The organism is Cupriavidus sp. SIMBA_020 (assembly GCF_046535395.1).
In the GTDB taxonomy this organism is placed as follows: Bacteria; Pseudomonadota; Gammaproteobacteria; order Burkholderiales; family Burkholderiaceae; genus Cupriavidus; species Cupriavidus campinensis.
The window spans coordinates 181,116-205,000 of the sequence record NZ_JAWRWU010000004.1 but is presented as its reverse complement, the minus strand read 5'-3'; the positions used below and the strand labels follow the sequence as shown (position 1 = coordinate 205,000).

The window sequence follows — 23,885 nt, the reverse complement described above, 5'->3', positions numbered from 1 at the left end:
ATCGCCACCTTCCGCAGTTGCTGCACGACCAGGGATCATGCTACCGGATTGGCGCCGGCCGTGCGACAGGGGCACGGCCAGGCTTGCGTGCGCTGGCGATCAGTTCGGTACGAAACCGAAGATATCGCCGTCGCGGGTCTGAACGACCAGCGTCTGGCCGGCCACGACCGGCGCTGCGCTGACGGCGCTGCCGTCGGTCTTCATGCGGGCCACGATCTGCCCGTCCTCACGGGACAGGAAGTGGACAAAGCCCTCGAAATCCCCCACCACCACCGAACGGCCGAGCGCGATCGGCGCGCCCAGGCTGCGATAGCGGAGCTGGTCGTTCTTCCAGCGCTCGTTGCCGTTGGAGCGGTCGAACGCGAAAAGGGTCGAGGTTTCGTCGCTGGCGAACAGCGACGTGTCATCCTGGGCCAGCCCGGTCGGCGAGGAGAAGTCCTTGCCCCACTGCGGCTGGCCGTTGGCCAGTTCCAGGCACGACACACGGCCCTGGAAGGTCGTGGCGCACACCTGGCGGCCATTGACGGCCGGCACGCCGGTCACGTCGTTGAGGCGTTCGATCTCGGACACGCCCTTCGGGTACGACACCGTGCTTTCCCAGCGCAGCACGCCGTTGCCGGGTGCCAGCACGCCGAGCTTGCCGCCCGGGAAGCCCATGACGATGCCGTCGCCGGCATAGACCATGCCCATCGCGGCGCGCAGGTTCAGCGGGGTCTGCGAGCGCTGGTAGATCCAGCGGCGGTCGCCGGTCTGGGCGTCAAGGCCGATCACGCGCGTGTCGGTCGTGCGCACGACCACCAGGCCGTTGCCGACCAGCGGCGCCGACAGCACCTCGCCGTTGACCTGCTTCTTCCAGAGCTGCTTGCCGCTGGTGTCGAAGGCGTAGATCGCGCCCTTCTCACCTGCCACGGCCGTCACCGAACCGTCCGAGCCGGGGCCCGAGGTCAGGTCGAGGTCGGTCTTGGCCTTCCAGAGCGTACGTCCCGAATTGCCTTCCAGCGCCAGCACGGTGCCGCCGTTGGACGACACGTATACATTATTACCAGCCGCCACCGGGGCCATCACGTACGGGCCGCTCTTGCCCACGTCGGCCTTCCAGGCCTGTTTGACCGACAGCGTGGCCGAAATCGGCTTCAGCTCGGTGGGCGGATGCTTGTTTTCCTTGCCGAACAGCGAGCAGCCAGCCAGCGCACTCACGCAGGCGCCGGCGACCACCACGCGGGCGACACGGCGAGACACTACGGGAGACAGCGAACGGATGGCGGCGGCGCGAAGCAATGACGTCATAGGGATGCGATCCTAAGGATTATTCGATGTGCCGCTTAGGCCGTGCCCAGCGCGTCGAGCTTGAACTGGATGATCTGGCGCATGCCGCCCTCGTCGGCGCTCAGCTTCTCCAGCGCCGTGCGGTACGCGGTGCGGGCATCGTCGCGCTTGTCCTGCGCAGCCAGCAAGTCGCCCCGGCGGTCGGCAAACAGTGCCTCGAACTGGGCGGGCGGCGTGTCCTTCAGCAGCGCGAGGCCCTGGTCGTACGCCTTCTCGTCGAGCAGCACGCCGGCCAGGCGCACCCGCGCCAAGGGGGCGTACTCATCGCCACCATGGTCGACGGCCCACTGCAACTGCGTCTTGGCCCCGGCCAGGTCGCCCGCGTCGTACAGCACCTTGGCTGCGACGAGCGCGCTCATCGGACCATAGGCCGTGCGGCCGAACTTATCCTCGAGGTCGGTGGCGGCGCGCTTCACGCGGTCCACGTCGCGCGCCTCGGCAGCCTTGGTGACCTGCTCGTACAGCAGCGCGGCATCGCGCGCCTGGACGCGCTGCCAGTAGTTCCAGCCGCTCCAGGCCGCGAAACCGAGCAGCGCGGCAATCACGATCCACGTGACGATGTTGCCATACTGGTTCCACCAGGCCTTCAGGCTCTCAAGCTGTTCCTGTTCTTCTAGATCGTAAGCCATGTCTCGCAAGCCATGTCGCGGCAGTTACCCGCAAAGGTTGATAAGTCTGGCCGTCCCCGGGATCGGCCAGGCTGGATACCGCTGAATCCGCTTATTGTTCGTCTTCCGCGTCGCCCGCGGTGTCAGACTCTGTCGCGTTGACCATCGCGTCGATGATGTGGTCCACCACCGCTTCGGCCGCAACGCTCGTCTGCGGGCCGCCGTCGCCGGCGTTGCCGCCGCGCAGTTGCTTGACCTGCATCACGCCGGCCGCCACTTCGTCGTCGCCAATAATAACGGCAAAGGATGCCCCACTTGCGTCGGCGCGCTTCATCTGCGACTTGAAGCTGCCGCTCTTGCCATCCGGCGTGGCATGCACCACCACGTCCAGCCCGGCGTCGCGCAGCCGCTCGGCCACGATGATGGCCTGCTGGCCAGCCGCCTCGCCCTGGTGCACCAGGTAGACGTCGCAACCCGGCGCTTCCGGCGCGAGCTTCTCCTCGCGCATCAACTCGATGATCCGCTCGATACCCATCGCCCAGCCGCAGGCCGGCGCGGGCTTGCCGCCCATCTGCTGGATCAGCGGGTCGTAGCGGCCGCCGCCGGCAATGGTGCCTTGGGCACCGAGCTTGTCCGTGATCCACTCGAACACGGTCAGGTTGTAGTAATCGAGCCCACGCACCAGGCGCGGATTGATCTTGAACGGGATGTTGTTGGCCTTCAGCAGGCGCTGCACGCCCTCGAAGTGGGCCAGCGATTCCTCGCCCAGGAAGTCGATCAGCTTGGGCGCGTTGGCGGCCATTTCCTGCAGCGCCGGATTCTTGGTGTCCAGCACGCGCAGCGGATTCGTGTAGAGGCGGCGCTTGCCGTCCTCGTCAAGGATGTCCTGGAAGCCCTCGAGGTACTTGATCAATTCCTCGCGGTGGGCCGCGCGCTCATGCGCCTGGCCCAGCGAATTGAGTTCCAGCCGCACGTTGACCAGGCCCAGGTCGTCCCACAGGCGCTGGCACATCAGGATGATCTCGGCGTCCACGTCGGGGCCGGCAAAGCCAAGCGCCTCGGCCCCAAGCTGGTGGAACTGGCGATAGCGGCCGCGCTGCGGACGCTCGTGGCGGAACATCGGGCCGGTGTACCAGAGGCGCTTCGGGCCGTCGTAAAGCAGGTTGTGCTCGATGGTCGCGCGCACCGCCGCCGCCGTGCCTTCCGGACGCAGCGTCAGGTTCTCGCCGTTCAGCGCATCGGTGAAGGAATACATTTCCTTCTCGACGATGTCCGTCACTTCGCCAATGCCACGGACGAACAGCTGCGTATGCTCGACGATCGGCGTGCGGATCTGCTGGTAGCCGTAGGCACGCAGCATGCTGCGCGCGGCGTTCTCGAACATTTCCCACAGCGGGGCGTCGGCGGGCAGCATGTCGTTCATGCCCTTCACGCCCTGCAGTGCCTTGACGGCCTTCGTCTTCTCTTCGCTCATATCCGTTTCGTTACCTGCGGTGTTGCCTGCCTGGCTGCGATGCAGCCGGGTTCAGGCCACCGATTCTTGTACTTGCTGCGTGGCGCCGGGACCATAGTGCGTGCGCACGTACTCGTCCACGATGGCCTGGAATTCCTCGGCGATGCGTTCGCCGCGCAGCGTCTTTACCTTCACGCCATCGACAAACACCGGCGCTGCCGGCGACTCGCCTGAGCCCGGCAGCGAGATGCCGATATTGGCATGCTTGCTCTCGCCGGGGCCATTCACGATGCAACCCATCACGGCTACATCCATTTCCTCGACGCCCGGATACGCAGTCTTCCACGTCGGCATCTGCTCGCGCAGATACGACTGGATGCTGGACGCGAGTTCCTGGAACGTGGTGCTCGTGGTGCGGCCGCAGCCCGGGCACGCAATCACCATCGGCGTGAAATTGCGCAGCCCCATGGTCTGCAGGATTTCCTGCGCCACGTAGACTTCCTTCTCGCGCGCCGCGCCCGGTTCCGGGGTCAGCGAGATGCGGATGGTGTCGCCAATGCCTTCCTGCATCAGCACCGACAGCGCGGCCGTCGAGGCCACGATGCCCTTGCTGCCCATGCCAGCTTCGGTCAGGCCCAGGTGCAGCGCGTATTCACAGCGGCGGGCCAGCTCGCGGTACACCGCGATCAGATCCTGCACCTGCGAGACCTTGCACGACAGGATGATCTGGCTGCCCGGCAGGCCGATTTCCTCGGCCTTCTGCGCCGACTCGATCGCCGACGTGATCAGCGCCTCGACCATCACGCTCTGCGCGCCCCAGGGCACGGCACGGGAGGCGTTTTCGTCCATGATGCGCGCGAGCAGATCCTGGTCCAGGCTGCCCCAGTTCACGCCGATGCGCACCGGTTTCTCATAGCGGCAGGCCAGTTCGATCATTTCGGCGAACTGCTTGTCGCGCTTGGCGCCCTTGCCGACGTTGCCCGGGTTGATGCGGTACTTCGACAGCGCCTTCGCGCAATCCGGGTACTCGTGCAGCAGCGTGTGGCCGTTGTAGTGGAAGTCGCCGACCAGCGGCACGTCCACACCCATGCGGTCCAGCTGTTCGCGGATGGCCGGCACGGCGGCGGCGGCCTCGGGCGTGTTCACCGTGATGCGGACGATCTCGGACCCGGCGCGCGCCAGTTCCTTGACCTGGATCGCGGTACCGATAGCATCGACCGTGTCCGTGTTCGTCATCGACTGCACGCGGACCGGTGCGCCACCCCCTACGGTGACAATATTGTCGCCCCACACCACGCGCGCCTGGCGCGACTGCCGGCGCGGCAACGGACCCGGCAGAACCGGCTGAGAAGCCTTCTCGTTCATAGCGTTACCACCTTGTTGCATCGCTTGATGCGCCACCCGACTGCATTATTGCAGCGTCAGGCGCGCCACATTGTTTCGGTTGGCGGACTGGAAATCGACGGGTGCGCCATTGCGCGTGATCGATTCCACACCCTTTACATTGCCCAGGACCAGCTTGTACGGGCCACCCGCGCCGCTGCCGGCGGCGGTATCGCCGGCCTTGGCAGTGCCGCCCAGGATGACCTTTCCGGTGCGGTCACGCACTTCGTACCAGGTGTCCGCCGAGAAGCGGATCTGGATCGTGCCGTCCGCGGCCGTCGTGGCCGTGGCTGCGGGGGCTGCCTTGGCGGCCTCCGACACGGGCGCAGCCGTGGTGGTCGGGGCTGGCTTCGTTACGGCGGGGGCAGGCGGTGCGGCAGACGCCGCCGAAGCCGCATCTGAAGTGACCAATGCGCCACCTGTCGCCAGAGGCAGGCCAGCCACGGTCGTGGGCGGTGCTTCCGACGGCGCCGGCGAGTCGTTGCCTGCCATCACCGGCGGCAGCGCGGCGGTCACGGTACCGTCGCCATGGCTCTGCGCCGTGGTGGCGTCTTCCGTGACAACAGCGGAGGCCGGCGCTTCCGCGGCGGCCTGCTCGCGCGATTCCCACCACGCACGGGCGTGGTCGAAGCCGAAATAGCCGCCCGCGCCCAGCACCACGAGCACGAAGAACAGCCACACCCAGCGGCCACCCGCGCTGCTCGAACTCTTCGAGCCAAAGCGCTTGCGGTCGTCGAACGTCTGGTTGATCGCGCCTTCGCGGCGGCGCGTGATCTCCTGCACCGGCGCCGTCTGCGCCTGGGCGTGATACCGGCCCAGCAGCGCATCGATATCGATATGGAGCGTACGCGCATAGGCGCGCATCACGCCCTTGGCAAACGTCACGTCAGGCAGGCTCGCCACGTTGCCGGACTCGATGGCCGCCAGCTTGGCCGACGCCACCTTGAGCCGCGCGCTCACGTCCTCCAGCGACAGGCGCTGCGCCTGGCGTGCTTCCTTCAGTTGCGCCCCGATCTCGCGGGCTACAGCCTCGCGGTCGGAGTCTGTCGCGCCACTGCCGACGTGACCCGTCGTCGCAGTTTCCAAGGCGCGCTCTTGTTCACTCATCCCAAGCTCCTCTCTCGTAGGCCGTCAGCTCGCGCGAGTCGGGAAACCGGTTGCGGAGTTGCGATAACAGCGCATTCTGCGTCGCTGAGTCGCCCTGACGGCGTGCAATACGCGCTCCCAGCCAGAGGGATTGCGCGCTGACAAACCGGCTGTTGTTGACCTTGCCGGCGTATTCCTGTGCTTGTGCGAAGTTGCCGCGCTTGTAGTTCAGCAACGCCAGGTTCGTATTGACCGACGGGTCGCTGCGGTCATAGCCATACGCGGCCTGGAGGTTCTTTTCCGCCGCCACCATGTCGCCGTTGCGCAGTTCGCAAGCGCCGAGGTTGGTCAGCGGCTTGACCGGCCCGTTGGCAGACGGCGCCTGCACCGCGCGCTGGAGCGTGGCCTTGCCGTCGGCAAAACGGTTGGTCAGGCAGAGAAACCAGCCGTAGTTGTTGAGCACGTCCGGATCATTGGCACGCATCGAGAGCGCCGTGCGGAAGCTATCCTCCGCCAGCGCGTTCTCGTTCATGCCCATGTAGATCAGTGCGCGCACATGGTAGGCATCCACGGAGGTCGGGTCGATCGCGATGGCCTGCTTCACCTCGTCCAACGCCACCGGATACTGGCGCGCATCAAGATATTGCGTAGCCAGCTGTAGCCGGATGGCGGCGCGGCGGCTCGCTGCGGTCTGGTCGGAGGCGGTCTTGATGTCCTGCGACGGCGGGGGCGGCAACGTGCAGGCGGACAACATCATCAGCCCTGACAGGGCTGCGACAATCAGACGGGTCATGCAGGACGGGCCTCCCGAGATGGGCCGGCGGCAACCACCGGCACCAGTGGCGTGATCTTGCCGAACTTGCCGCGCTCGGCCAGACGGGTCCGATCCATGACTTCCCCGGCCAGCTGGCCACAGGCGGCGTCGATGTCGTCGCCGCGGGTCTTGCGGATCGTGGTAACGATGCCCGCGTCCATCAGCACCTGGGCGAAGCGGCGGATCTGCTCGTTGTTCGAGCGCTTCAGGCCAGATTCCGGGAACGGGTTGAACGGGATCAGGTTGAACTTGCACGGCACGTCGGCCACAAGCTTCAGCAGTTCCCGCGCATGCTCGACGCCGTCGTTGACGCCATCGAGCATGCAGTATTCGAAGGTGATGAAATCGCGCGGCGCGAACTCGAGGTAGCGGCGGCATGCCGCCATCAGTTCGGCCAGCGGGTACTTCTTGTTGAGCGGGACCAGCACGTCGCGCAGCGCGTCATTCGACGCATGCAGGGATACCGCCAGCGCCACCGGCAGGTCTTTCGACAGCCGATCCATCATCGGCACCACGCCGGAGGTGGACAGCGTGACGCGGCGGCGCGAGAGGCCGTACGCGTTGTCGTCGAGCATCAGGCGCATGGCCGGCACCACGGCGTCGTAGTTGAGCAGCGGCTCGCCCATGCCCATCATCACCACGTTGGAGATGACGCGGTCGTCCTTGGGGCCGCGGCCCAGCTGGGCACGCATGGCGAATTCGGCCATCCAGAGCTGGCCGATGATCTCGCCAGTCGACAGATTACGCGAGAAACCCTGCTTGCCGGTCGAACAGAACCGGCAGTTGACGGCACACCCGGCCTGCGAGGACACGCACAGCGTGCCACGCGTGTCCTCGGGGATGTACACCGTCTCCACCGCGTTGCCGGCGCCCACGTCGAGCAGCCATTTGCGCGTGCCATCGGCCGACACGTTGTCGGTGATGATGGCGGGCGAGCGGATCTCGGCGCGCGTGGCGAGCTTTTCGCGCAGCGACTTGGCGAGATCCGACATGGCGTCGAACTGGCTGGCACCGAACTGGTGGATCCAGCGCTGCAATTGCCGGGCACGGAACGGCTTCTCGCCGAGCTCGCCGCAATAGGCGGTGAGCGCGTCCGCGTCGAGATCGAGCAGGTTGACGAGAGGGTTCATGACGGCAATTCCAGCTTTACTTCAGTACAGGTCGTGATGTCAGGGACAATCAGCGGCCGTAAACGTTCATGCCCGGGAAGAAGAAAGCCACTTCCTGAGCTGCCGTTTCCGCGGCGTCCGAACCGTGCACGGCGTTGGCGTCGATGCTGTCGGCGAAATCGGCGCGGATCGTGCCCTTCTCAGCCTTCTTCGGGTCCGTGGCGCCCATCAGGTCACGGTTCTTGGCAATGGCGTTCTCGCCTTCCAGAGCCTGGATCATCACCGGGCCGGAAACCATGAAGTCCACCAGGTCCTTGAAGAACGGGCGTGCCTTATGCACGGCGTAGAACTGCTCGGCTTCACCGCGCGACAGGTGAACCATCTTGGCAGCAACGATCTTCAGGCCAGCGGCCTCGAAACGGGCGTAGATCTGGCCGATAACGTTCTTGGCCACGGCATCCGGCTTGATAATCGACAGGGTGCGTTCGATCGCCATGAAAAACTCCGAAAAATGAAGGGGTTACAAATGGATTAAACGTGCAATTCTAGCACGAGACCAAGACGGATTCGAGCGCGTGGCCCGTTCGCCCCGTTGTGAGCCCTGACGCACGATGCTGCGATGCAATAAGTATCCTAAGATGCACATCTTGGGCGTACTATCGGGGAACGGAAGCGCCGAAGTCTCGTCAAATGTTTGCGAAACCGGAAAACAACCAGGCCAATGGGTTATTGTTAAGACAAAGGCCCTTGCAAAACCGCTTACGCAATGCCACATTGACGCTGTGCCGCCCGGGTCTCACCCGGCGCCTCACCGAACATTGATGACAGGAGTCACCATGAACAACAAGCTGAACACCTACGGTTTCGGCAACAGCGCGGGCGCGACCGATGTCGTCGTCCGCAACCGGGTCCTACGCAACACCTACTGGCTGCTGGCCCTCTCGATGATCCCGACCGTGCTCGGCGCGTGGATCGGCGTGGCCTCCGGCTTCACGCTGATGGCGGGCAGCCCCGGCCTCTCGATCCTGATCTTCTTCGCGGTCGCGTTCGGCTTCATGTATGGCATCGAGAAGACCAAGAACAGCAGCATGGGCGTGGTCCTGCTGCTGGCGTTCACGTTCTTCATGGGCCTGATGCTGTCGCGGCTGATCAGCGCAACGCTGTCGTTCTCCAACGGCCCGGCGCTGATCATGTACGCGTTCGGCGGCACGGCCGCCGTGTTCGCCACGATGGCGTCCATCGCCACGGTCAGCAAGCGCGATTTCTCCGGCATGAGCAAGTTCCTGTTCATGGGCGTCATCCTGCTGATCCTGGCCAGCGTGGCCAACATCTGGCTCCAGATGCCCGCGCTGATGATCACCGTGTCCGTGATCGCGATCGGCATCTTCTCCGCGTACATCCTGTTCGACGTGCAGCGCATCGTGAACGGCGGCGAGACCAACTACATCACCGCCACGCTCGCGATCTACCTCGACGTCTACAACGTGTTCGCGAACCTGCTGGCGCTGCTGGGCATCTTCGGCGGCAACCGCGACTGACGCACGACTCGCAACGTTGCTGCAAACGAAAAAACCGGCCTTCGGGCCGGTTTTTTCATGCCTGCGCGATGGTCATCGCCGTCGGTCAATCACGCTCGAATGCCGCGATCGACTCCACGTGCGACGTGTGCGGGAACATATTGACCACGCCGGCGCCGGCCAGCCGATAGCCAGCTTCGTGCACCAGCAGGCCCGCGTCGCGCGCCAGCGTGGCCGGGCTGCACGACACATAGACAATGCGCTTCGGCAGCACATCGCTGCCAGCCTGGTTGAGCTCGCCAAGCGCCTTGCAGACCGCCAGCGCACCCTCGCGGGGCGGATCGACGAGCCAGCGATCGAATTGGCCCAGCGCGGCGATATCCTCGGCCGTCACCTCGAACAGGTTGCGGCAGGCGAACGAAGTCTTGCCAGCCAGCCCGTTGTACTCGGCATTGGCCAACGCGCGCGTGGTCAGCACCTCGCTGCCCTCGATGCCCATCACCGAGGCGCCCTGCGTGGCCAGCGGCAGCGTGAAATTGCCGATGCCGCAGAACAGGTCGAGCAGCCGGTCCGTGGGCGCGGCGTCCAGCAGGCGCAGCGCACGGCCGATCAGCACGCGGTTGATCTGGTGATTGACCTGCGTGAAATCGGTCGGCTTGAACGGCATGCGGATGCCGAACTCGGGCAGCGTGTAAGCCAGTTCCTGGTCTGCCGGATAGAACGGATAGACCGTGTCCGGACCCTTCGGCTGGAGCCAGAACTGCACGCCGTGGCGGTCGGCGAAGGCGCGTAGCAGATCCTTGTCGGCATCGGTCAGCGGCTCGAGGATGCGCAGCACCAGCGCCGTCACCTCCTGCCCCACGGCGAGTTCGATCTGGGGCATGCGGTCACGGATCGACAACCCCGAGACCAGCTCGCGCAGTGGCACCAGCAGCGCGGACACATGCGGCGGCAGGATCTCGCAGCGCGTCATGTCGGCCACGTAGCTGCTCTTGCGCTCGTGGAAGCCCACCAGCGCCCCACCCTTCTTCGCCACATAGCGCACGGTCAGCCGTGCGCGGTAGCGATAGCCCCAGTCGGGCCCGGCGATTGGACGGAATACGACGTCCGGCCGGACCTTCGACAGATGCCAGAGATTGTCTTCCAGCACGCGCTGCTTGATGGCCAGTTGCGCGCGAGCGTCCAGGTGCTGCATCGAGCAACCGCCGCACACGCCGAAATGCTGGCAACCCGGGTCCACACGCATCACCGAGGCCTGTTTCACCTCCACCAGATGGGCCTGCTCGTAGCTCGGCTTGCGGCGGAAACTGCGATAGCTGACCGTCTCGCCTGGCAGCGCGCCCTCGACGAAGATCACTTTGCCCGGCGTGCCATCCTCATTGACCAGGCGGCCGACGCCGCGCGCCTCCATGTCGAGGCTTTCGATCTTGACAACCGGTTCGGGAGACGCCGGAGTTGTGGCGGAAGCGACACTCGACTGCGTCGCCGGGTGGGCGGATGAAGACACGGCTTGAGACACCAGTGGGACCTGACGTATTGTTTTGCGAAAGCGCGATTGTATTCCAGTCACGGCGCCAGACGGCTGCCGCAATGCAAGGAAGGCGATGGAACTGATTACGTGGAATATCCAATGGGGGCGCGGGGCGGACGGCAAGGTCGACCTCGCCCGCATCGTCGACACCATGCAGGGCATGGCCGATGCCGATGTGATCTGCCTGCAGGAGGTCACGCGCGGTTTCACCGACATGGCCGGCAACCCCAGCCGCGATCAGGTGGCCGAGCTGACCGCGCTGCTGCCCGGCTATCGCGTCATCTTCGCGCCCGGCGTCGATCGCACCGGGAACGATGGCAGCCATCGCCAGATCGGCAACGTAGTGGCCACGCGGCTGGCGGTGCGGGAGGTCTTCCGCCATGCACTCCCCTGGCCGGCCGACCCGGAAGTGGCGTCGATGCCACGTGTGGCGCTCGACGTCACGGTGCAGATCGGGGCGCGGCGCCTGCGTGTGATCTCCACGCATCTGGAGTTCTATTCGAAGCTGCAACGCGAGGCCCAGGCCGTTGCCCTGCGCGCGTGGCACAAGGAGGCGTGCGACCACGCCCGTCGGCCCGGCAAATCGGAATCACGCCCCGGCCCGTTCACGCCGGAACCCCGGCCGATCGAAGCGATCCTGTGCGGCGACTTCAACGCCAAGCCGGAAGATGTGGCCTACCGCACCATGCTGGAGCGCTATCCGGATGCCACGCCGAACTGGCACGACGCGTGGGTCCACACCCATCCAGGCCAGCCTCATGCGCCGACCTGCGCCCTCTATGACAAGAAACAATGGCCGGAGCCGCCCTTCGCGTGCGATTTCGTCTTCGTGACGGAGAATTTGCTCGCCGATGTGCAACGTTGCGAAGTCAACGGCGAGACCGATGCCTCGGACCACCAGCCCATCCACCTGACGCTGGACGCCTAACGGCGTCGGGCCTAGATCTCGGGCTCTTCCTCGTCCTCGGGGCTCATCGGCTGAAGCTGGAAGGCGCGCAAGTACTGCATCCACTGCTCGCCCGGCAGCTCCGCCAGCGACTCCTGCACCAGCGACACTTCCATGTCGAACTCGCGCGGCGTCAGCCCGCCGCGCATCAACTGGAAGCGGCAGTACATCAGGTAGGTGTTGACGACGTCGGTCTCGCAATAATCGCGAATCGCGGCGAGCTGGCCTTGCTGGTAGGCCTCCCAGACCTTGCTGCCGTCCATCCCCATCTTGCCCGGGAAGCCGCACAGCTTGGCCAGGTCGTCGAGCGGCGCGCTGGCCCGTGGCTGGTACATCGCCAGCAGGTCCATCAGATCCAGATGCCGCATGTGATAGCGGCTGATGTAGTTATTCCATTTGAAGTCGCGGCTGTCGTCGTCGCGGCCCTCGCCCATTTCCCAGTAGCGCGGCGCGCTGACACCGTTGATCAGTCCACGATAGTGGAGCACGGGCAGGTCGAAGCCGCCACCATTCCACGACACCAGTTGCGGGCTGTAGCGCGCAATCAGTTCGTAGAATTTCTGGATCAGCGTGGCCTCGCCGTCCTCGAGCGTGCCGAGCGAGCCGACATGGAAGACGGCGGAGCCATCGCGCTGCGTGCGGCGCAGCACACAGGAAATGGCGGCCACGCGCTGCAGGTGGTGCGGCAGGAAATCGGAGCCGGTCTTGTCCCGGCGGGCGGCAAACGCATGCTCGGCGACTTCGGCGTCGCTCATCGATGCGGGATGCTCATGCAAACGGCGCAGGCCGGCGACATCGGGAATCGTCTCGATGTCGAATACCAGCACAGGGGTCATAAAACGGCGTCCTTCCTGACACCTTGCGAAGCGAAATGCCGCTTGAGCTTGACCAGCGCTTCCTGCTGGATCTGGCGCACGCGCTCGCGCGTCAGACCCATTTCCTCGGCCAGCTCTTCAAGCGTGGCCGGCTCGATGTGGTTCAGGCCGAAGCGGCGCTCCACCACATAGCGATGCTTCTCCGACAGGCGGGCCAGCCAGAGTTTCATCAGGTTTTCCAACTCGCGGTGGGCCACTTCCTGGTCGGGCGCGGCGTTGTGCTCGTCGGAAAGGAAATCGAGCAGGCTGGAGCCCGGGTCGAGATCGAACGGCGTATCGAGCGAGGTGGTATGTTCATTGAGTGCCAGCACGTCCTGCACCTCGTCAGGCGTCTTTCCGAGGAGATGTGCAATGTCCTCGAGGCTGGCGTCGCGGCCATCGGTGCCACCTTTTTCAAGATGACGCTTGGCACGCAGTACCTGGTTAAGCTCGCGAATCACGTGCACCGGCAACCGCACCGTGCGGGCCTGGTTCATGATCGCGCGCTCGATGCTCTGGCGGATCCACCACGTGGCATAGGTGGAAAAGCGGAAGCCACGGGTCGGATCAAACTTCTCGATGGCGTGCATCAGGCCGAGGTTGCCTTCCTCGATCAGATCGAGCAGCGGCACGCCACGATTCAGATAGCCCTTGGCGATGCTCACCACGAGGCGCAGGTTGCGCTCGATCATTACCTGCCGCGCAGAGAAATCCCCGCCCTTGGCCAGCGTGGAGAAATGGAGTTCCTCCGGCGCGGACAGCAGCGGCTTGATGCTGATGCGGTTCAGGTAGTGCTGGACGGTGTCAGCCGCGAGTTCCGTGTGGAGCACGGTCTTGAAGTCGTCGTGCTCGGGCGCGGCCTCGGCGGCTTCTTCTTCCTCTTCCTCGTCCTCGGCTTCCTCGTCGTCGCCCTCGTCGGCGGCGGCGATATCTACGCGCAGATCGGTGGCGAGATCGGTGTCACGCAGGCCGGCACGCGCAACGGGCGTGATCGGCTCGTCGGTGGCCGGGACCATTTCGGCGGCAGGATCGTCGCCAAAGACCTCGGCGTCCACCACGTCGGCAGATTTCGCCACACCAGCCTTTCCTTCCGGCTGCTTGGGACGACGGGTCCTGCTGACAACTCCGGATGAGACAGTTTTCTGGCGTGGCATGAAACCTCACTGTGGCGGCAGATACCGCATCGGATCGACCGGTTTTCCGTTCTTGCGAACCTCAAAGTGCAGCTTGACCCTGTCAGTATCACTGTTACCCATTTCGGCAATCTTCTGGCCCTTGCGGACCATTGACTGCTCTGCCACCAGCACCTTGTCGTTATGACCGTAGGCGGTGAGATACGTGTCGTTGTGTTTGATGATGACAAGATTCCCGTAGCCGCGCAAGGGGCCTACGTGAATCACCCTACCCTCGTCGGCAGCGAGCACGGCATCGCCTTTTTTGCCAGCGATATCAATGCCTTTGTTACCTTTGTCATCAAATTTCCCAATCAGCTGACCGCTGGCCGGCCAGGACAGGCGCACGTCGCCAGCCGGGGCCGAAGCCGCTGCCGCCGCCGATGCACCGGCCGAGGGCGTGGCGGCCGGCACCGAGGCCGCTGCCGTGGTGCCGGAGGGGGTTCCCACAGGGGTGCCAACCGGACGCGCAGCGTCAATCGGCTGCGACTGTACCGTGCCAGGCGCCACTGGCACCGTGGCTACGCCCGGAGCCGCGTTCGGGTCGGCGCTCGGCGGCACGACGCGCAGCAGTTGACCCACCTCGATCTGATTCGCGTTACCGATATTGTTCCAGGACGCCACGTCGCGATACGACTGCCCGTTCTCGAGCGCGATACGGTAAAGGGTATCGCCTCGCTTGACCCGATAGTATCCAGGCGGGGCGGGCTCCACCGGCGCGGCGCCCTGTCCACCTGCGGTGGAGGTGCGGTCCACCACCGGGGCGGGCATGGGCGAATTGGCGCAGGCGGCCAGCAGGGCGACGAGCGCGGTGACGGTAAAACGTTGTCCCAAACGTGCGAAATGTTCCGATTTCACGATGTTGTGCATAGTTCGACTCAGATGGTGCCCGATTTTAAGGGCACAAAGAAAACGGCTTCAAGCGCGGTCCTGTGAAACCGATGCCGGTTCAGGCGCTCGATCAGCAAGAGTTGCTGGGTGACGGTCTGGCCGGGGCCGCCCGGGGCGGATGCCACCACCGGGGCGATCAGCCGGCCGCCAATCGCGAGTTGCCCGAGCAGCGCCTCGGGCACGTCCATCCCGGCGGCGGCCAGGATGATGGCGGAAAACGGCGCGGCCTGCGGCAGCCCGAGCATGCCATCGCCGTAGTGCAGGCGGATGTTGGGCACGCGCAGCGGGCGGAGGTTCGCCTTCGCCTGTTCGTGTAGCGGACGAATCCGTTCGATAGAGAACACTTCCTGCGCGACGAGGCTCAGCACGGCGGCCTGATAGCCGCAGCCGGTGCCGATTTCCAGCACCCGCGCAAGCGGCTGGTCTGGCGTAAGACCCTCGCGCAGCAGTTCGATCATGCGCGCCACCACCGACGGCTTGGAGATGGTCTGCTGATGGCCGATTGGCAGCGCAGCATCTTCGTAGGCTTGCGAGGCCAGCCCCGGCTCCATGAACAGGTGGCGCGGCACCGTGGCGATGGCGCTCAGCACGCGCTCGTCGCGGATGCCGCCGGCACGCAGCCGCGACGCCAACGCAGTGCGGGCGCGGTCGGACGCCATGCCGCCCCCGCCCGCCGTGGCCGCCGAGGCACGCGCCTCCACGGCGCTGCCCGGTGGCGGCGGCGCCGCAGGCGGCGCGGCAGGCTTGCGCGGCTTGACGGTCGCCGGCGCGGGCGCGGCCACATGCCGCCCGCCCACGGCGGGCAGTCCGGCCGTGCGCTTGGGCGCGGGCTTGCGTTCGACCACCGCATCGAGCGGCAGCGGAAAGCGGGATCGGCGCGGCGTGGTGCTCATCGGCGCAATACCGGAATCGAAGACTGGAGGGCTGACGCGAACGGCACGCCTACCCCAGCCACTGTCCGAGTTGTTCGAGCTGCGCGCGATGGGTCAGGTCGAGCTGCAACGGCGTCAGCGAGACAAACCCATTGGCGGTGGCGTGGAAATCGGTGCCTTCGCTCGCGTCGCGCGCGTCGCCGGCCGGGCCGATCCAGTAGTTGGTATCGCCGCGCGGATTCACCTGCGTGATGACCGGCTGCGAAGGATGGCGCTTGCCAAGGCGCGTGGCGCGCTGGCCCTTGATATGTTCGAACGGCAGGTTCGGAATGTTGACGTTGAGCAGGAACGGCTCCTGGGGCGGGCGGGCGATCACGCGCTCCACGATCTCGCGCGCCACGCGTGCGGCGGCGTCCAGATGCTCCCAGCCCTTGTCCACCTGCGAGAACGCGATGGACGGAATGCCGAACAGGTAGCCCTCGATGGCGGCGGCCACGGTGCCCGAGTACAGGACGTCCTCGCCCATGTTCTGGCCCTGGTTGATGCCGGACACCACCAGGTCGGGGCGATCTTCCAGCAGGCCGGTCAGTGCCACGTGCACGCAGTCGGTGGGCGTACCATTGATGAAACGGAAACCCTTCTGCACGCCCTCGCGCGCCTCGAAGACCGAGAGCGGGCGTTGCAGCGTGAGCGAATTCGATGCACCGCTATGGTTCTGCTCGGGCGCGATCACCGTCACGCGCGCAAGCGGAGCGAGCGCGGCATGCAGAACGGCAAGTCCCGGCGCGAGATAACCGTCGTCGTTGGCGAGAAGGATATGCATGGCCGCGATTGTACCCGAGCAAAGCGGCCATCGCGGCACCAAAACGGCGTGGAACCGCCGTCCGCCGCGAACAGAACGATCGTGCTTTTTTGCGCTACACTTCCCGGAGCGCAGACCATCGCCACACCACAACACCACCACCGGAGACAAGATGAAAGCCGTACTCTGCAAAGCCTGGGGCCCGCCCGATTCCCTTTCGCTCGACACCCTGCCGGACCTCGTGCCCGGCGATGGCGAGGTCGTCATCGACGTCAAGGCCGCCGGGGTCAACTTCCCCGACGTGCTGATCATCCAGAACAAGTACCAGGCCAAGCCGGCGCTGCCGTTCTCGCCCGGTTCGGAGCTGGCCGGCGTGGTCAACGCGGTTGGCGCGGGCGTGACGCACGTCAAGCCCGGCGACAAGGTCATCGCCTATCTCGGCAACGGCGCCTTCGCCACGCAGGCCAAGGCCCCGGCGAGTGCCGTGGTGCCGATGCCGCCCGGTATCGACTTCGACGTGGCCGCCGCCTTCACGCTGACCTACGGCACCTCCCACCACGCCGTGGTGGACCGGGGCGAACTGAAGGCTGGCGAGACGATGCTGGTGCTGGGCGCGGCCGGCGGCGTGGGCCTGGCGGCCATCGAGATCGGCAAGGCGATTGGCGCGCGGGTGATCGCGGCGGCGTCCACGGACGAGAAGCTGGCGGTCTGCAAGGAGCACGGCGCCGACGCGCTGATCAACTACAGCACGGAAGACCTGCGCGAGCGCGTCAAGGCGCTGACCGATGGCAAGGGCCCGGATGTCATCTATGACCCGGTCGGGGGGATTTATGCCGAGCCGGCCTTCCGCTCGATCGGCTGGCGCGGCCGCTACCTCGTGGTGGGCTTCGCCAACGGCGAGATCCCGAAGATGCCGCTGAACCTGGCGCTGCTCAAGGGTGCCTCGCTGGTCGGCGTGTTCTGGGGCGATTTCGCCCGTCGCGAGCCGCGTAACAACCAGGCCAATATGGCGCAGATGCTCGGCTGGATGAAGGAAGGCAAGATTCGCCCGCACATCTCGGCCCGCTATCCGCTGGAGCAGGCGCCGCAGGCGCTGAAGGACATGGAAGCGCGCAAGGTGACCGGCAAGATCGTCATCATGCCGTAACGCTTCACTGCCCTCCCCCGGCCCGTCCGTTGCCTGGACACTGGCCGGGGGAGCGCGAATTCAACAACGTTTAACGCAGAATTTCAGAGCTTTTCGGTCTCACCCGAACTCGGCTGCCACTTCATCAGCCGCTTCTCCCCCACCGTCACCATCCAGTCCAGCACCAGCGCGCAGCCGGTGAGGACCACGATGCCCGCGAACACCGTGTTGATGTCGAACGTGCCTTCGGCCTGGAGAATCAGGTAGCCCACGCCGCGCGCGGAACCCAGGTACTCGCCCACCACCGCACCCACGAACGCCAGGCCCACCGAGGTGTGCAGCGACGAGAACACCCAACTCGTGGCGCTGGGCAGGTACACGTGGCGCAGCAGCTGCTTCTGGTTCGCGCCGAGCATGCGCGCGTTGGCCAGCACCACCGGGCTCACTTCCTTCACGCCCTGGTAGACGTTGAAGAAGACGATGAAGAACACCAGCGTCACGGCCAGCGCCACCTTCGACCAGATCCCCAGCCCGAACCAGACCGCGAAGATCGGCGCCAGGATCACGCGCGGCATCGAGTTGGCCGCCTTCACATAGGGATCGAGCACGGCCGAGGTGAACGGGCTCAGCGCCAGCCACAGCCCCACGCCCAGCCCGGCCACCGTGCCGATGCCGAAGGCCAGCACCGTCTCCAGCAGCGTCACGCCCAGGTGAATATAGATGTCGCCCTCGACGATGAACCAGCTCCAGATGCGCTTCGCCACCATCAGCGGCTCGCCGAAGAAGAACGCCACCTGTTGCGAGCGCGTGGCCGCATGCCACACCCCCAGGATCACCACCAGCACCAGCAGCTGCCACACGCGCAGCATGCCCTTAGAATCCGCTCGGAAAGCCATATCGTTGTTCTACGAGTGTTTGTATCGTCAGAGAGAGTTCATGCAGGTCAGGCGACCTTGCGCTGCTGCGCGTAGCCCTTGAGCACTTCCTCGCGCAGCACGTCCCAGATGGCGGCGTGCAGCTCCACGAAGCGTGGATGGTTGCGGACTTCCGCTACGTCGCGCGGACGCGGCAGGTCGATCGCAAATTCGCCAATCGGATGGGTGCCCGGGCCGGCTGACAGCACCACCACGCGGTCACTCATGGCGATGGCCTCGTCCAGGTCGTGCGTGATGAACAGCACGGCCTTGCGCTTGGCGGCCCAGAGGTCCAGCACCTCGTTTTCCATCAGCTGACGGGTCTGGATGTCCAGCGCCGAGAACGGCTCGTCCATCAGGATGATGTCCGGGTCCAGCACCAGCGTCTGCGCCAGGCTCACGCGCTTGCGCATGCCGCCCGAGAGCTGGTGCGGGTAACGGTCGCCAAACCCGCCCAGACCCACGCGGCGCAGCCATTCCTCGCCCTGCGCCTCGGCCTCGGCGCGCGGCACGCCACGGAACTCCAGGCCGGCAATCACGTTGTCCAGCGCGCTGCGCCATGGCATCAGCGCCTCGGACTGGAACATATAGCCGGCGCGGCGGTTGATGCCGACCAGCGGCTCGCCGAACACGCGCACGGCGCCGCTGGAAGGCTCCAGCAGGCCGGCGCCGACGTTCAGCAGTGTGGACTTGCCGCAGCCTGTGGGGCCTACCACCGAAACGAACTCGCCGGGCTGGATGGACAGCGTGACATCGCGCACGGCGGTGTAGCGCTGACTGCGGTCCTCGCGCGAGACGAAGGTGCAGGTAACGTTTTCGAGGGAAAGTGCGGGCGTGCTCATTGCTCGAAGAAAACTCGTCGAAATACTGGACTCAGAGAAAACACAAGCCCGCCGAGCGGCATGCGCGCGGCGGGCGGCGGGCGGCGTGAAGGCGGGGTTCGCTGACTTGCCGCTTATTTGTACTTGGCGTTGGCGCGCTGGACGAACGTGTTCGTGAACGTGTTCTCGAGCTTGATCGGCTTGCCCTTCAGCTCCGGATCGAACTGCTGCAAGGTGTTCAGCGCCGTCTTGGGGCCATCGGCCGGCATCGTGCCGTCCGGCGAGATGGCTTCCTTGACCTGCTCCCAGGCGGCCAGGTAGAGCGCGCGGTCGCCCAGCAGGTAGCTCTCGGGCACGGTTTTTACGATGTCCGACGGGCCCGCCTTCTGCAGCCACTTGAGCGCCCGCACCATGGCGTTCGTCATCGCCTGCGTGGTGTTGGGGTTCTGCTGGATGAACGCGGTGGAGGCATACAGGCAGCCCGACGGCATATTGCCGCCGAACACCGCCTGGGTTTCCTTGAGCGTGCGGGTGTCCGAAGCAATCTTCACCTCGTTCTTCTGCGTCAGCATCGACACCACGGGGTCCAGGTTGGCCATTGCGTCGATCTGGCCCGAGCGCATGGCAGCCACCGCGCCGGCGCTGGCGCCCACGCCGATGAACGACACGTCCGACGGCTTCAGGCCCGACTTGGCCAGCACGAAGTTGGCCATCATGTTGGTCGAGGAGCCCGGCGCGGTCACGCCGATCTTCTTGCCCTTCAGGTCGGCAATCGACTTGAAGTTCGGCATCGTCTTGTTCGACACCACCAGCACGATCTGCGGCGCGCGGCCCTGGAGCACGAACTCCTGGTACTGCTGGCCCTTGGCCTGCAGGTTGATGGTGTGCTCGTAGGCGCCGGACACCACGTCCGCGCTACCGCCGACCACGGCCTGGAGCGCCTTGGCGCCGCCGGCAAAGTCGACGATCTCCACGTCCAGGCCCTCTTCCTTGAAGTAGCCCAGGCGTTCGGCAATCGTCAGCGGCAGGTAATAGAAGAGATTCTTGCCCCCCACGGCGATGGTCACCTTGGTCTTCTCGGGCTTGCCCTGCGCCTGCGCGCTGCCAAAGGTGAACCAGCCGGCCAGGAACAGGGCCAGTGCGATCAGCGCCCGCTTCCAGAATGTCTTGTCGTACATGAGATGCTCTCCTACCTGACTACCTGTTTTTGTTTGTGGCGTGCCGCCTTGCGGCAAATTGCGATGCTACCGGCCGCTGCCGGCGCCCGCATCGGGATGAATACCTACCGGGAAATGCAGACATTCAGCGGACATTGGGGGTCAATGCGCGGGCCAGCCCGTAAACGCAGCGCGGCGGCGCACAGTGTACGTGCGCCGCCTTTCGATCACCTTGCCATGGTCGGAATGTCTGGCTCCGTGGCCTGCTCAGCGTTACTCCGCGTGGATGTCGGCGGACTTGATGACCTTGCCCCAGCGCGTCAGTTCGGCACGCTGGTACTGGTCCAGCTGCTGCGGATTCATGTAGCGCGCCTCGGCCCCCAGTTCCTCGGCCTTCTTGCGGAAGGCGTCGGACTTCATGATCTTCTCGATCTCCGAGGTCAGCTTGTCGATGACGGGCTTCGGCGTGCCGGCCGGCGCGTACATGGCGAACCACGACGACACATCCAGGTCAGGGTAGCCGGCTTCCGGCGCCGACGGCACATCCTTCAGGCTCGGCAGGCGCGTCTTGCTGGTCACCACCAGCGGGCGCAGCTTGCCGGCGGCGATATGGCCCATCAGCGGCGGCGGCGTGGTGATGGTCAGGTCGACGTTGCCGCCCAGCAGGTCGGTCATCGCCGGGCCGGTGCCCTTGTATGGCACATGGGTGATCTTCGTGCCGGCCTGCAGGTTCAGCAGTTCCGTGGACACGTGCTGGAGCGACCCATTGCCCGACGACGCGTAGTTGAGCTTGCCCGGATTGGCCTTGGCGTAGGTCACCAGTTCCTTGAGCGAGTGGACCGGCAGGCTCGGGCGCACCACCAGCACCTGCGGCGCCGACAGCAGGTTCGCCACCGGCGCGAAGTCCTTCACCGGATCCCACGGCTGCTTGGTCAGCAGCGGCGTGATGACGTGGTAGCCCGAGTACTGCACCAGCAGCGTGTAGCCATCCGGCTTGGCGCGCTGCACGGCCTGGGCGGCGATGGTGCCGTTGCCGCCGGGCTTGTTGTCGACCACGACCGACTGGCCGAGCGCCTTGGCCAGCGGCTCCGAGATCAGGCGCGCGGCGATGTCCGTCGTGCCGCCAGCCGCGGCGGACACCACCAGCATCACCGGCTTGTTGGGATAGGTGCCGTCCTGCGCCTGGGCGGCAGGTACGAATGCCATGCCAGCCAGCAGCGCGGCGGCCGTCAGTTGAGTCTTGCGGTTCATGGTTGTCTCCGTGCTTGTTATATAGGGAATCGAAAAACCGGGTCCGGGCTTACTGCCCGGCGAAGTGCTCGGCCATCCAGGCCGGGGGTTGATGGGTGCGCAGGCGCGGGCCGGCGCGCAGCAGCTGGCTGGAAATCTCCCGTTCAACCAGCGCCGGCAGGCCGCCGACCACGGCCAGCAGGCCGTCCAGGTCCACGCCGGTGTCCACGCCCATCGACGCGAACATGTGGACGAGTTCCTCGGTGCTGACATTGCCGCTCGCGCCGGGCGCGTACGGGCAGCCGCCCAGGCCGCCGGCAGCCGCGTCGAAGCGCGTGACGCCGGTCTGCCAGGCCGCGATGGCATTGGCCAGGCCCATGCCGCGCGTGTTGTGGAGATGGATGGTCAGCCCGGTCTGCGGCAGCGCGCGCTGGAACGCCTCGCACATCGCCGCCACCTGGTTGGGGTAGGCCATACCCGTGGTATCGCACAAAGTGATGCCAGACGCACCCGCATCGGCAAATCGGCGCGCCAGAGCCATCACGTCGGCCTCGGGGATATCCCCTTCGAACGGGCAGCCGAACACCGTGGACAGCGACACGTTCACTGGCACGCCAGCCTTGCCGGCCTCGCCGATCATCGCCGTCAGCTGCGCCTTGGACTGCTCGCGCGTCATGCGCAGGTTGGCGCGGTTGTGGGTCTCGCTGCACGACATGACCAGGTTCACCTCGTCCGGCCGGCACGACAGCGCGCGCTCCAGCCCACGCAGGTTCGGCACGAGCACCGTGTAGGCCACGCCCGGCACGCGCTCGATCTGGTGCATCACCGCCTCGGCATCGGCCAGCGCGGGAATGGCGCGGGCCGATGTGAACGAGGTGGCCTCGATGCGCGCGAAGCCGCAGTGGGCCAGCGCATTGACGAAGGCAACCTTGCCTTCGGTCGGCACCACCACGGGCTCGATCTGCAGGCCGTCGCGCGGTGCGACGTCATTGATTTCGATCTTGGCCGGCCCGGCCAGCGGATAACGTTGGGCACTCATGCGATCACTCCTCGGGCGCGCAGGTCGGCAATGGCAGCCGCGTCGAAGCCGGATTCGGCCAGCACGGCATCGGTATGCTCGCCCAGCGTGGGCGCGCGGTCATGGATGGCGCCAGGGTTGGCGGACAGCTTCGGGATGATGCCCGGCACCTCCACGCTGAGCCCACGGGCCGACGTCACGGTCTCGATCACGCCGCGTGCCCGGTAGTGCGGGTCTTCGGCGATGTCCTTGACCGTGTAGATGCGGCCGGACGGCACATCGGCCTCGCGCAGCACAACCAGCGCGGACTCCACGGTCTGGGTCTGGGTCCAGGCGGCGATGGCGGCATCGATCTCGTCCACACGCTTCACGCGGCCGTCGTTGCGGGCCAGCGCAGGATCTTCGCCGAGGTCCGGGCGGCCCATCGCGGCCATCAGGCGGCGGAAGATCGCGTCGCCATTGGCGGCAATCAGCACGTATTCGCCGCAACCGCAGGGATAGGCGTTGGACGGCGCAATGCCCGGCAGCGCGCCGCCGGCCGGCTGGCGCACGGCGCCAAAGGCCGAGTATTCAGGCAGCAGGCTTTCGCTCAGGTTGAACAGCGACTCATAGAGCGCCACGTCGATCACCTGCCCCACCCCGCCGCGCGCGTCGCGCTCGTACAGGGCCAGCAGCACGCCCAGGGCGCCGTGCAGGCCGGCGATGGTATCGCCCAGCGAGAGCCCGGCGCGCACCGGCGGCCGGCCCGGCTCGCCGGTCAGGTAGCGCAGGCCGCTCATGGCCTCGGCCACGGCGGCAAAGCCGGGTTCGTCCCGGCGCGGGCCGGTCTGGCCGTAGCCAGACACCCGCACCATGATCAGCTTCGGATTGGCGGCGTGGAGTACATCCCAGCCCAAACCCCACTTTTCCATGGTGCCGGGGCGGAAGTTCTCGATCAGGACATCGGCCTCGGTAGCCAGCTTGCGCACCAGCGCCTGGCCTTCCGCCTGGCGGAGGTCGATGGCGATGGACTGCTTGTTGCGCGACTGCGCTTCCCACCAGACCGAGGTATCTTCGTGCAGCATGCGCCACTTGCGTAGTGGGTCGCCCTGCCCGGGCGGCTCCACCTTGACCACGTGGGCGCCAAAATCCGCGAGGGTCTTGGCGGCAAAGGGGCCGGCAATCAGTTGTCCCAGTTCCAGGACGCGAATGCCTTCGAGAATCTGTTGCGCCATGTGAGCGTGTCTCCGTGATGACCGTGGATGCCGCGCCGCAT

The 23,885-nt window shown here is 65.9% G+C and carries 23 protein-coding genes; 3 read left to right on the top strand and 20 right to left on the bottom strand.

Translation table 11 applies throughout. The annotated features are described in order from the left end of the window. Window positions 1-99 precede the first annotated feature (99 nt). From bamB to ndk, 8 genes are all read right to left on the bottom strand, one after another. Window positions 100-1,287: an outer membrane protein assembly factor BamB gene (gene bamB, locus SB751_RS10150; RefSeq protein ID WP_144200867.1), complete on the bottom strand. Its 1,188-nt coding sequence runs from the start codon at window positions 1,285-1,287 to the stop codon at window positions 100-102. A 35-nt stretch (window positions 1,288-1,322) separates the two neighbouring features. Further along, window positions 1,323-1,955: a YfgM family protein gene (locus tag SB751_RS10145; protein ID WP_211943951.1), complete on the bottom strand. Its 633-nt coding sequence runs from the start codon at window positions 1,953-1,955 to the stop codon at window positions 1,323-1,325. 91 nt (window positions 1,956-2,046) lie between these two features. Then, window positions 2,047-3,408, bottom strand: a complete 1,362-nt coding sequence (gene hisS / locus SB751_RS10140; protein ID WP_144200873.1) for a histidine--tRNA ligase — start codon at window positions 3,406-3,408, stop codon at window positions 2,047-2,049. A 51-nt stretch (window positions 3,409-3,459) separates the two neighbouring features. After that, on the bottom strand, window positions 3,460-4,752 hold the full coding sequence (gene ispG / locus SB751_RS10135; protein WP_144200875.1) for a flavodoxin-dependent (E)-4-hydroxy-3-methylbut-2-enyl-diphosphate synthase: 1,293 nt from the start codon (window positions 4,750-4,752) through the stop codon (window positions 3,460-3,462). Between the two features lie 45 nt (window positions 4,753-4,797). After that, window positions 4,798-5,877, bottom strand: coding sequence for a RodZ domain-containing protein (locus SB751_RS10130; RefSeq protein WP_144200877.1), 1,080 nt, complete (start codon window positions 5,875-5,877; stop codon window positions 4,798-4,800). Next, a complete protein-coding gene (gene pilW / locus SB751_RS10125) occupies window positions 5,870-6,649 on the bottom strand; it encodes a type IV pilus biogenesis/stability protein PilW (RefSeq protein ID WP_144200880.1) in 780 nt (259 codons plus the stop codon). Before pilW ends, SB751_RS10130 begins: the two co-directional genes overlap by 8 nt. Beyond that, window positions 6,646-7,800: a 23S rRNA (adenine(2503)-C(2))-methyltransferase RlmN gene (rlmN, locus tag SB751_RS10120; protein WP_144200881.1), complete on the bottom strand. Its 1,155-nt coding sequence runs from the start codon at window positions 7,798-7,800 to the stop codon at window positions 6,646-6,648. Before rlmN ends, pilW begins: the two co-directional genes overlap by 4 nt. A gap of 49 nt (window positions 7,801-7,849) precedes the next feature. Next, a complete protein-coding gene (gene ndk, locus SB751_RS10115) occupies window positions 7,850-8,275 on the bottom strand; it encodes a nucleoside-diphosphate kinase (RefSeq protein WP_144200883.1) in 426 nt (141 codons plus the stop codon). Between the two features lie 340 nt (window positions 8,276-8,615). On the opposite strand from ndk, the gene SB751_RS10110 reads away from it, so the two are divergent. Then, window positions 8,616-9,317 carry a Bax inhibitor-1/YccA family protein gene (locus SB751_RS10110; RefSeq protein ID WP_144200885.1) on the top strand — a complete coding sequence of 234 codons (702 nt, stop codon included), beginning with the start codon at window positions 8,616-8,618 and terminating at the stop codon, window positions 9,315-9,317. A gap of 85 nt (window positions 9,318-9,402) precedes the next feature. On the opposite strand, the gene rlmD is transcribed toward SB751_RS10110, so the two are convergent. Continuing rightward, window positions 9,403-10,803 (bottom strand): 23S rRNA (uracil(1939)-C(5))-methyltransferase RlmD, encoded by a 1,401-nt coding sequence (gene rlmD / locus SB751_RS10105; protein WP_280527771.1) that lies wholly within the window; start codon window positions 10,801-10,803, stop codon window positions 9,403-9,405. Window positions 10,804-10,900: 97 nt separating this feature from the next. On the opposite strand from rlmD, the gene SB751_RS10100 reads away from it, so the two are divergent. Then, window positions 10,901-11,755 carry an endonuclease/exonuclease/phosphatase family protein gene (locus SB751_RS10100; RefSeq protein ID WP_144200887.1) on the top strand — a complete coding sequence of 285 codons (855 nt, stop codon included), beginning with the start codon at window positions 10,901-10,903 and terminating at the stop codon, window positions 11,753-11,755. An 11-nt stretch (window positions 11,756-11,766) separates the two neighbouring features. Here the strand turns inward: SB751_RS10100 and SB751_RS10095 are convergent, their stop codons facing one another. The 5 genes from SB751_RS10095 to surE are packed head-to-tail and all read right to left on the bottom strand — an operon-like array spanning window position 11,767 to window position 16,385. Next, the gene (locus SB751_RS10095; protein ID WP_144200889.1) at window positions 11,767-12,609 is read right to left on the bottom strand and encodes a 3'-5' exonuclease; all 843 of its coding nucleotides are present in this window, start codon (window positions 12,607-12,609) and stop codon (window positions 11,767-11,769) included. Further along, on the bottom strand, window positions 12,606-13,781 hold the full coding sequence (rpoS, locus tag SB751_RS10090; RefSeq protein ID WP_144200891.1) for an RNA polymerase sigma factor RpoS: 1,176 nt from the start codon (window positions 13,779-13,781) through the stop codon (window positions 12,606-12,608). The genes SB751_RS10095 and rpoS overlap by 4 nt, the downstream gene beginning before the upstream one ends. A 6-nt stretch (window positions 13,782-13,787) precedes the next feature. Continuing rightward, window positions 13,788-14,669 carry a peptidoglycan DD-metalloendopeptidase family protein gene (locus SB751_RS10085; protein ID WP_144200893.1) on the bottom strand — a complete coding sequence of 294 codons (882 nt, stop codon included), beginning with the start codon at window positions 14,667-14,669 and terminating at the stop codon, window positions 13,788-13,790. 8 nt (window positions 14,670-14,677) lie between these two features. Further along, on the bottom strand, window positions 14,678-15,583 hold the full coding sequence (locus SB751_RS10080; protein WP_284454282.1) for a protein-L-isoaspartate(D-aspartate) O-methyltransferase: 906 nt from the start codon (window positions 15,581-15,583) through the stop codon (window positions 14,678-14,680). 49 nt (window positions 15,584-15,632) lie between these two features. Further along, window positions 15,633-16,385 carry a 5'/3'-nucleotidase SurE gene (gene surE / locus SB751_RS10075; RefSeq protein ID WP_211944218.1) on the bottom strand — a complete coding sequence of 251 codons (753 nt, stop codon included), beginning with the start codon at window positions 16,383-16,385 and terminating at the stop codon, window positions 15,633-15,635. 151 nt (window positions 16,386-16,536) lie between these two features. On the opposite strand from surE, the gene SB751_RS10070 reads away from it, so the two are divergent. After that, window positions 16,537-17,511 carry an NADPH:quinone oxidoreductase family protein gene (locus tag SB751_RS10070; protein WP_092289715.1) on the top strand — a complete coding sequence of 325 codons (975 nt, stop codon included), beginning with the start codon at window positions 16,537-16,539 and terminating at the stop codon, window positions 17,509-17,511. Between the two features lie 83 nt (window positions 17,512-17,594). On the opposite strand, the gene SB751_RS10065 is transcribed toward SB751_RS10070, so the two are convergent. The 6 genes from SB751_RS10065 to SB751_RS10040 form a co-directional block, all read right to left on the bottom strand. Continuing rightward, window positions 17,595-18,386, bottom strand: coding sequence for an ABC transporter permease (locus tag SB751_RS10065; protein ID WP_149135704.1), 792 nt, complete (start codon window positions 18,384-18,386; stop codon window positions 17,595-17,597). Between the two features lie 47 nt (window positions 18,387-18,433). Continuing rightward, window positions 18,434-19,246 (bottom strand): ABC transporter ATP-binding protein, encoded by an 813-nt coding sequence (locus tag SB751_RS10060; RefSeq protein ID WP_149135703.1) that lies wholly within the window; start codon window positions 19,244-19,246, stop codon window positions 18,434-18,436. A gap of 113 nt (window positions 19,247-19,359) precedes the next feature. Continuing rightward, complete coding sequence (locus SB751_RS10055) at window positions 19,360-20,403, bottom strand: ABC transporter substrate-binding protein (protein WP_211944219.1); 1,044 nt, start codon at window positions 20,401-20,403, stop codon at window positions 19,360-19,362. 252 nt (window positions 20,404-20,655) lie between these two features. Next, window positions 20,656-21,633, bottom strand: coding sequence for a Bug family tripartite tricarboxylate transporter substrate binding protein (locus tag SB751_RS10050; protein WP_211944220.1), 978 nt, complete (start codon window positions 21,631-21,633; stop codon window positions 20,656-20,658). 49 nt (window positions 21,634-21,682) lie between these two features. Further along, window positions 21,683-22,651, bottom strand: a complete 969-nt coding sequence (locus SB751_RS10045; RefSeq protein ID WP_211944221.1) for a hydroxymethylglutaryl-CoA lyase — start codon at window positions 22,649-22,651, stop codon at window positions 21,683-21,685. Next, window positions 22,648-23,844 (bottom strand): CaiB/BaiF CoA transferase family protein, encoded by a 1,197-nt coding sequence (locus SB751_RS10040; protein ID WP_211944222.1) that lies wholly within the window; start codon window positions 23,842-23,844, stop codon window positions 22,648-22,650. The genes SB751_RS10045 and SB751_RS10040 overlap by 4 nt, the downstream gene beginning before the upstream one ends. Window positions 23,845-23,885: the final 41 nt, after the last annotated feature.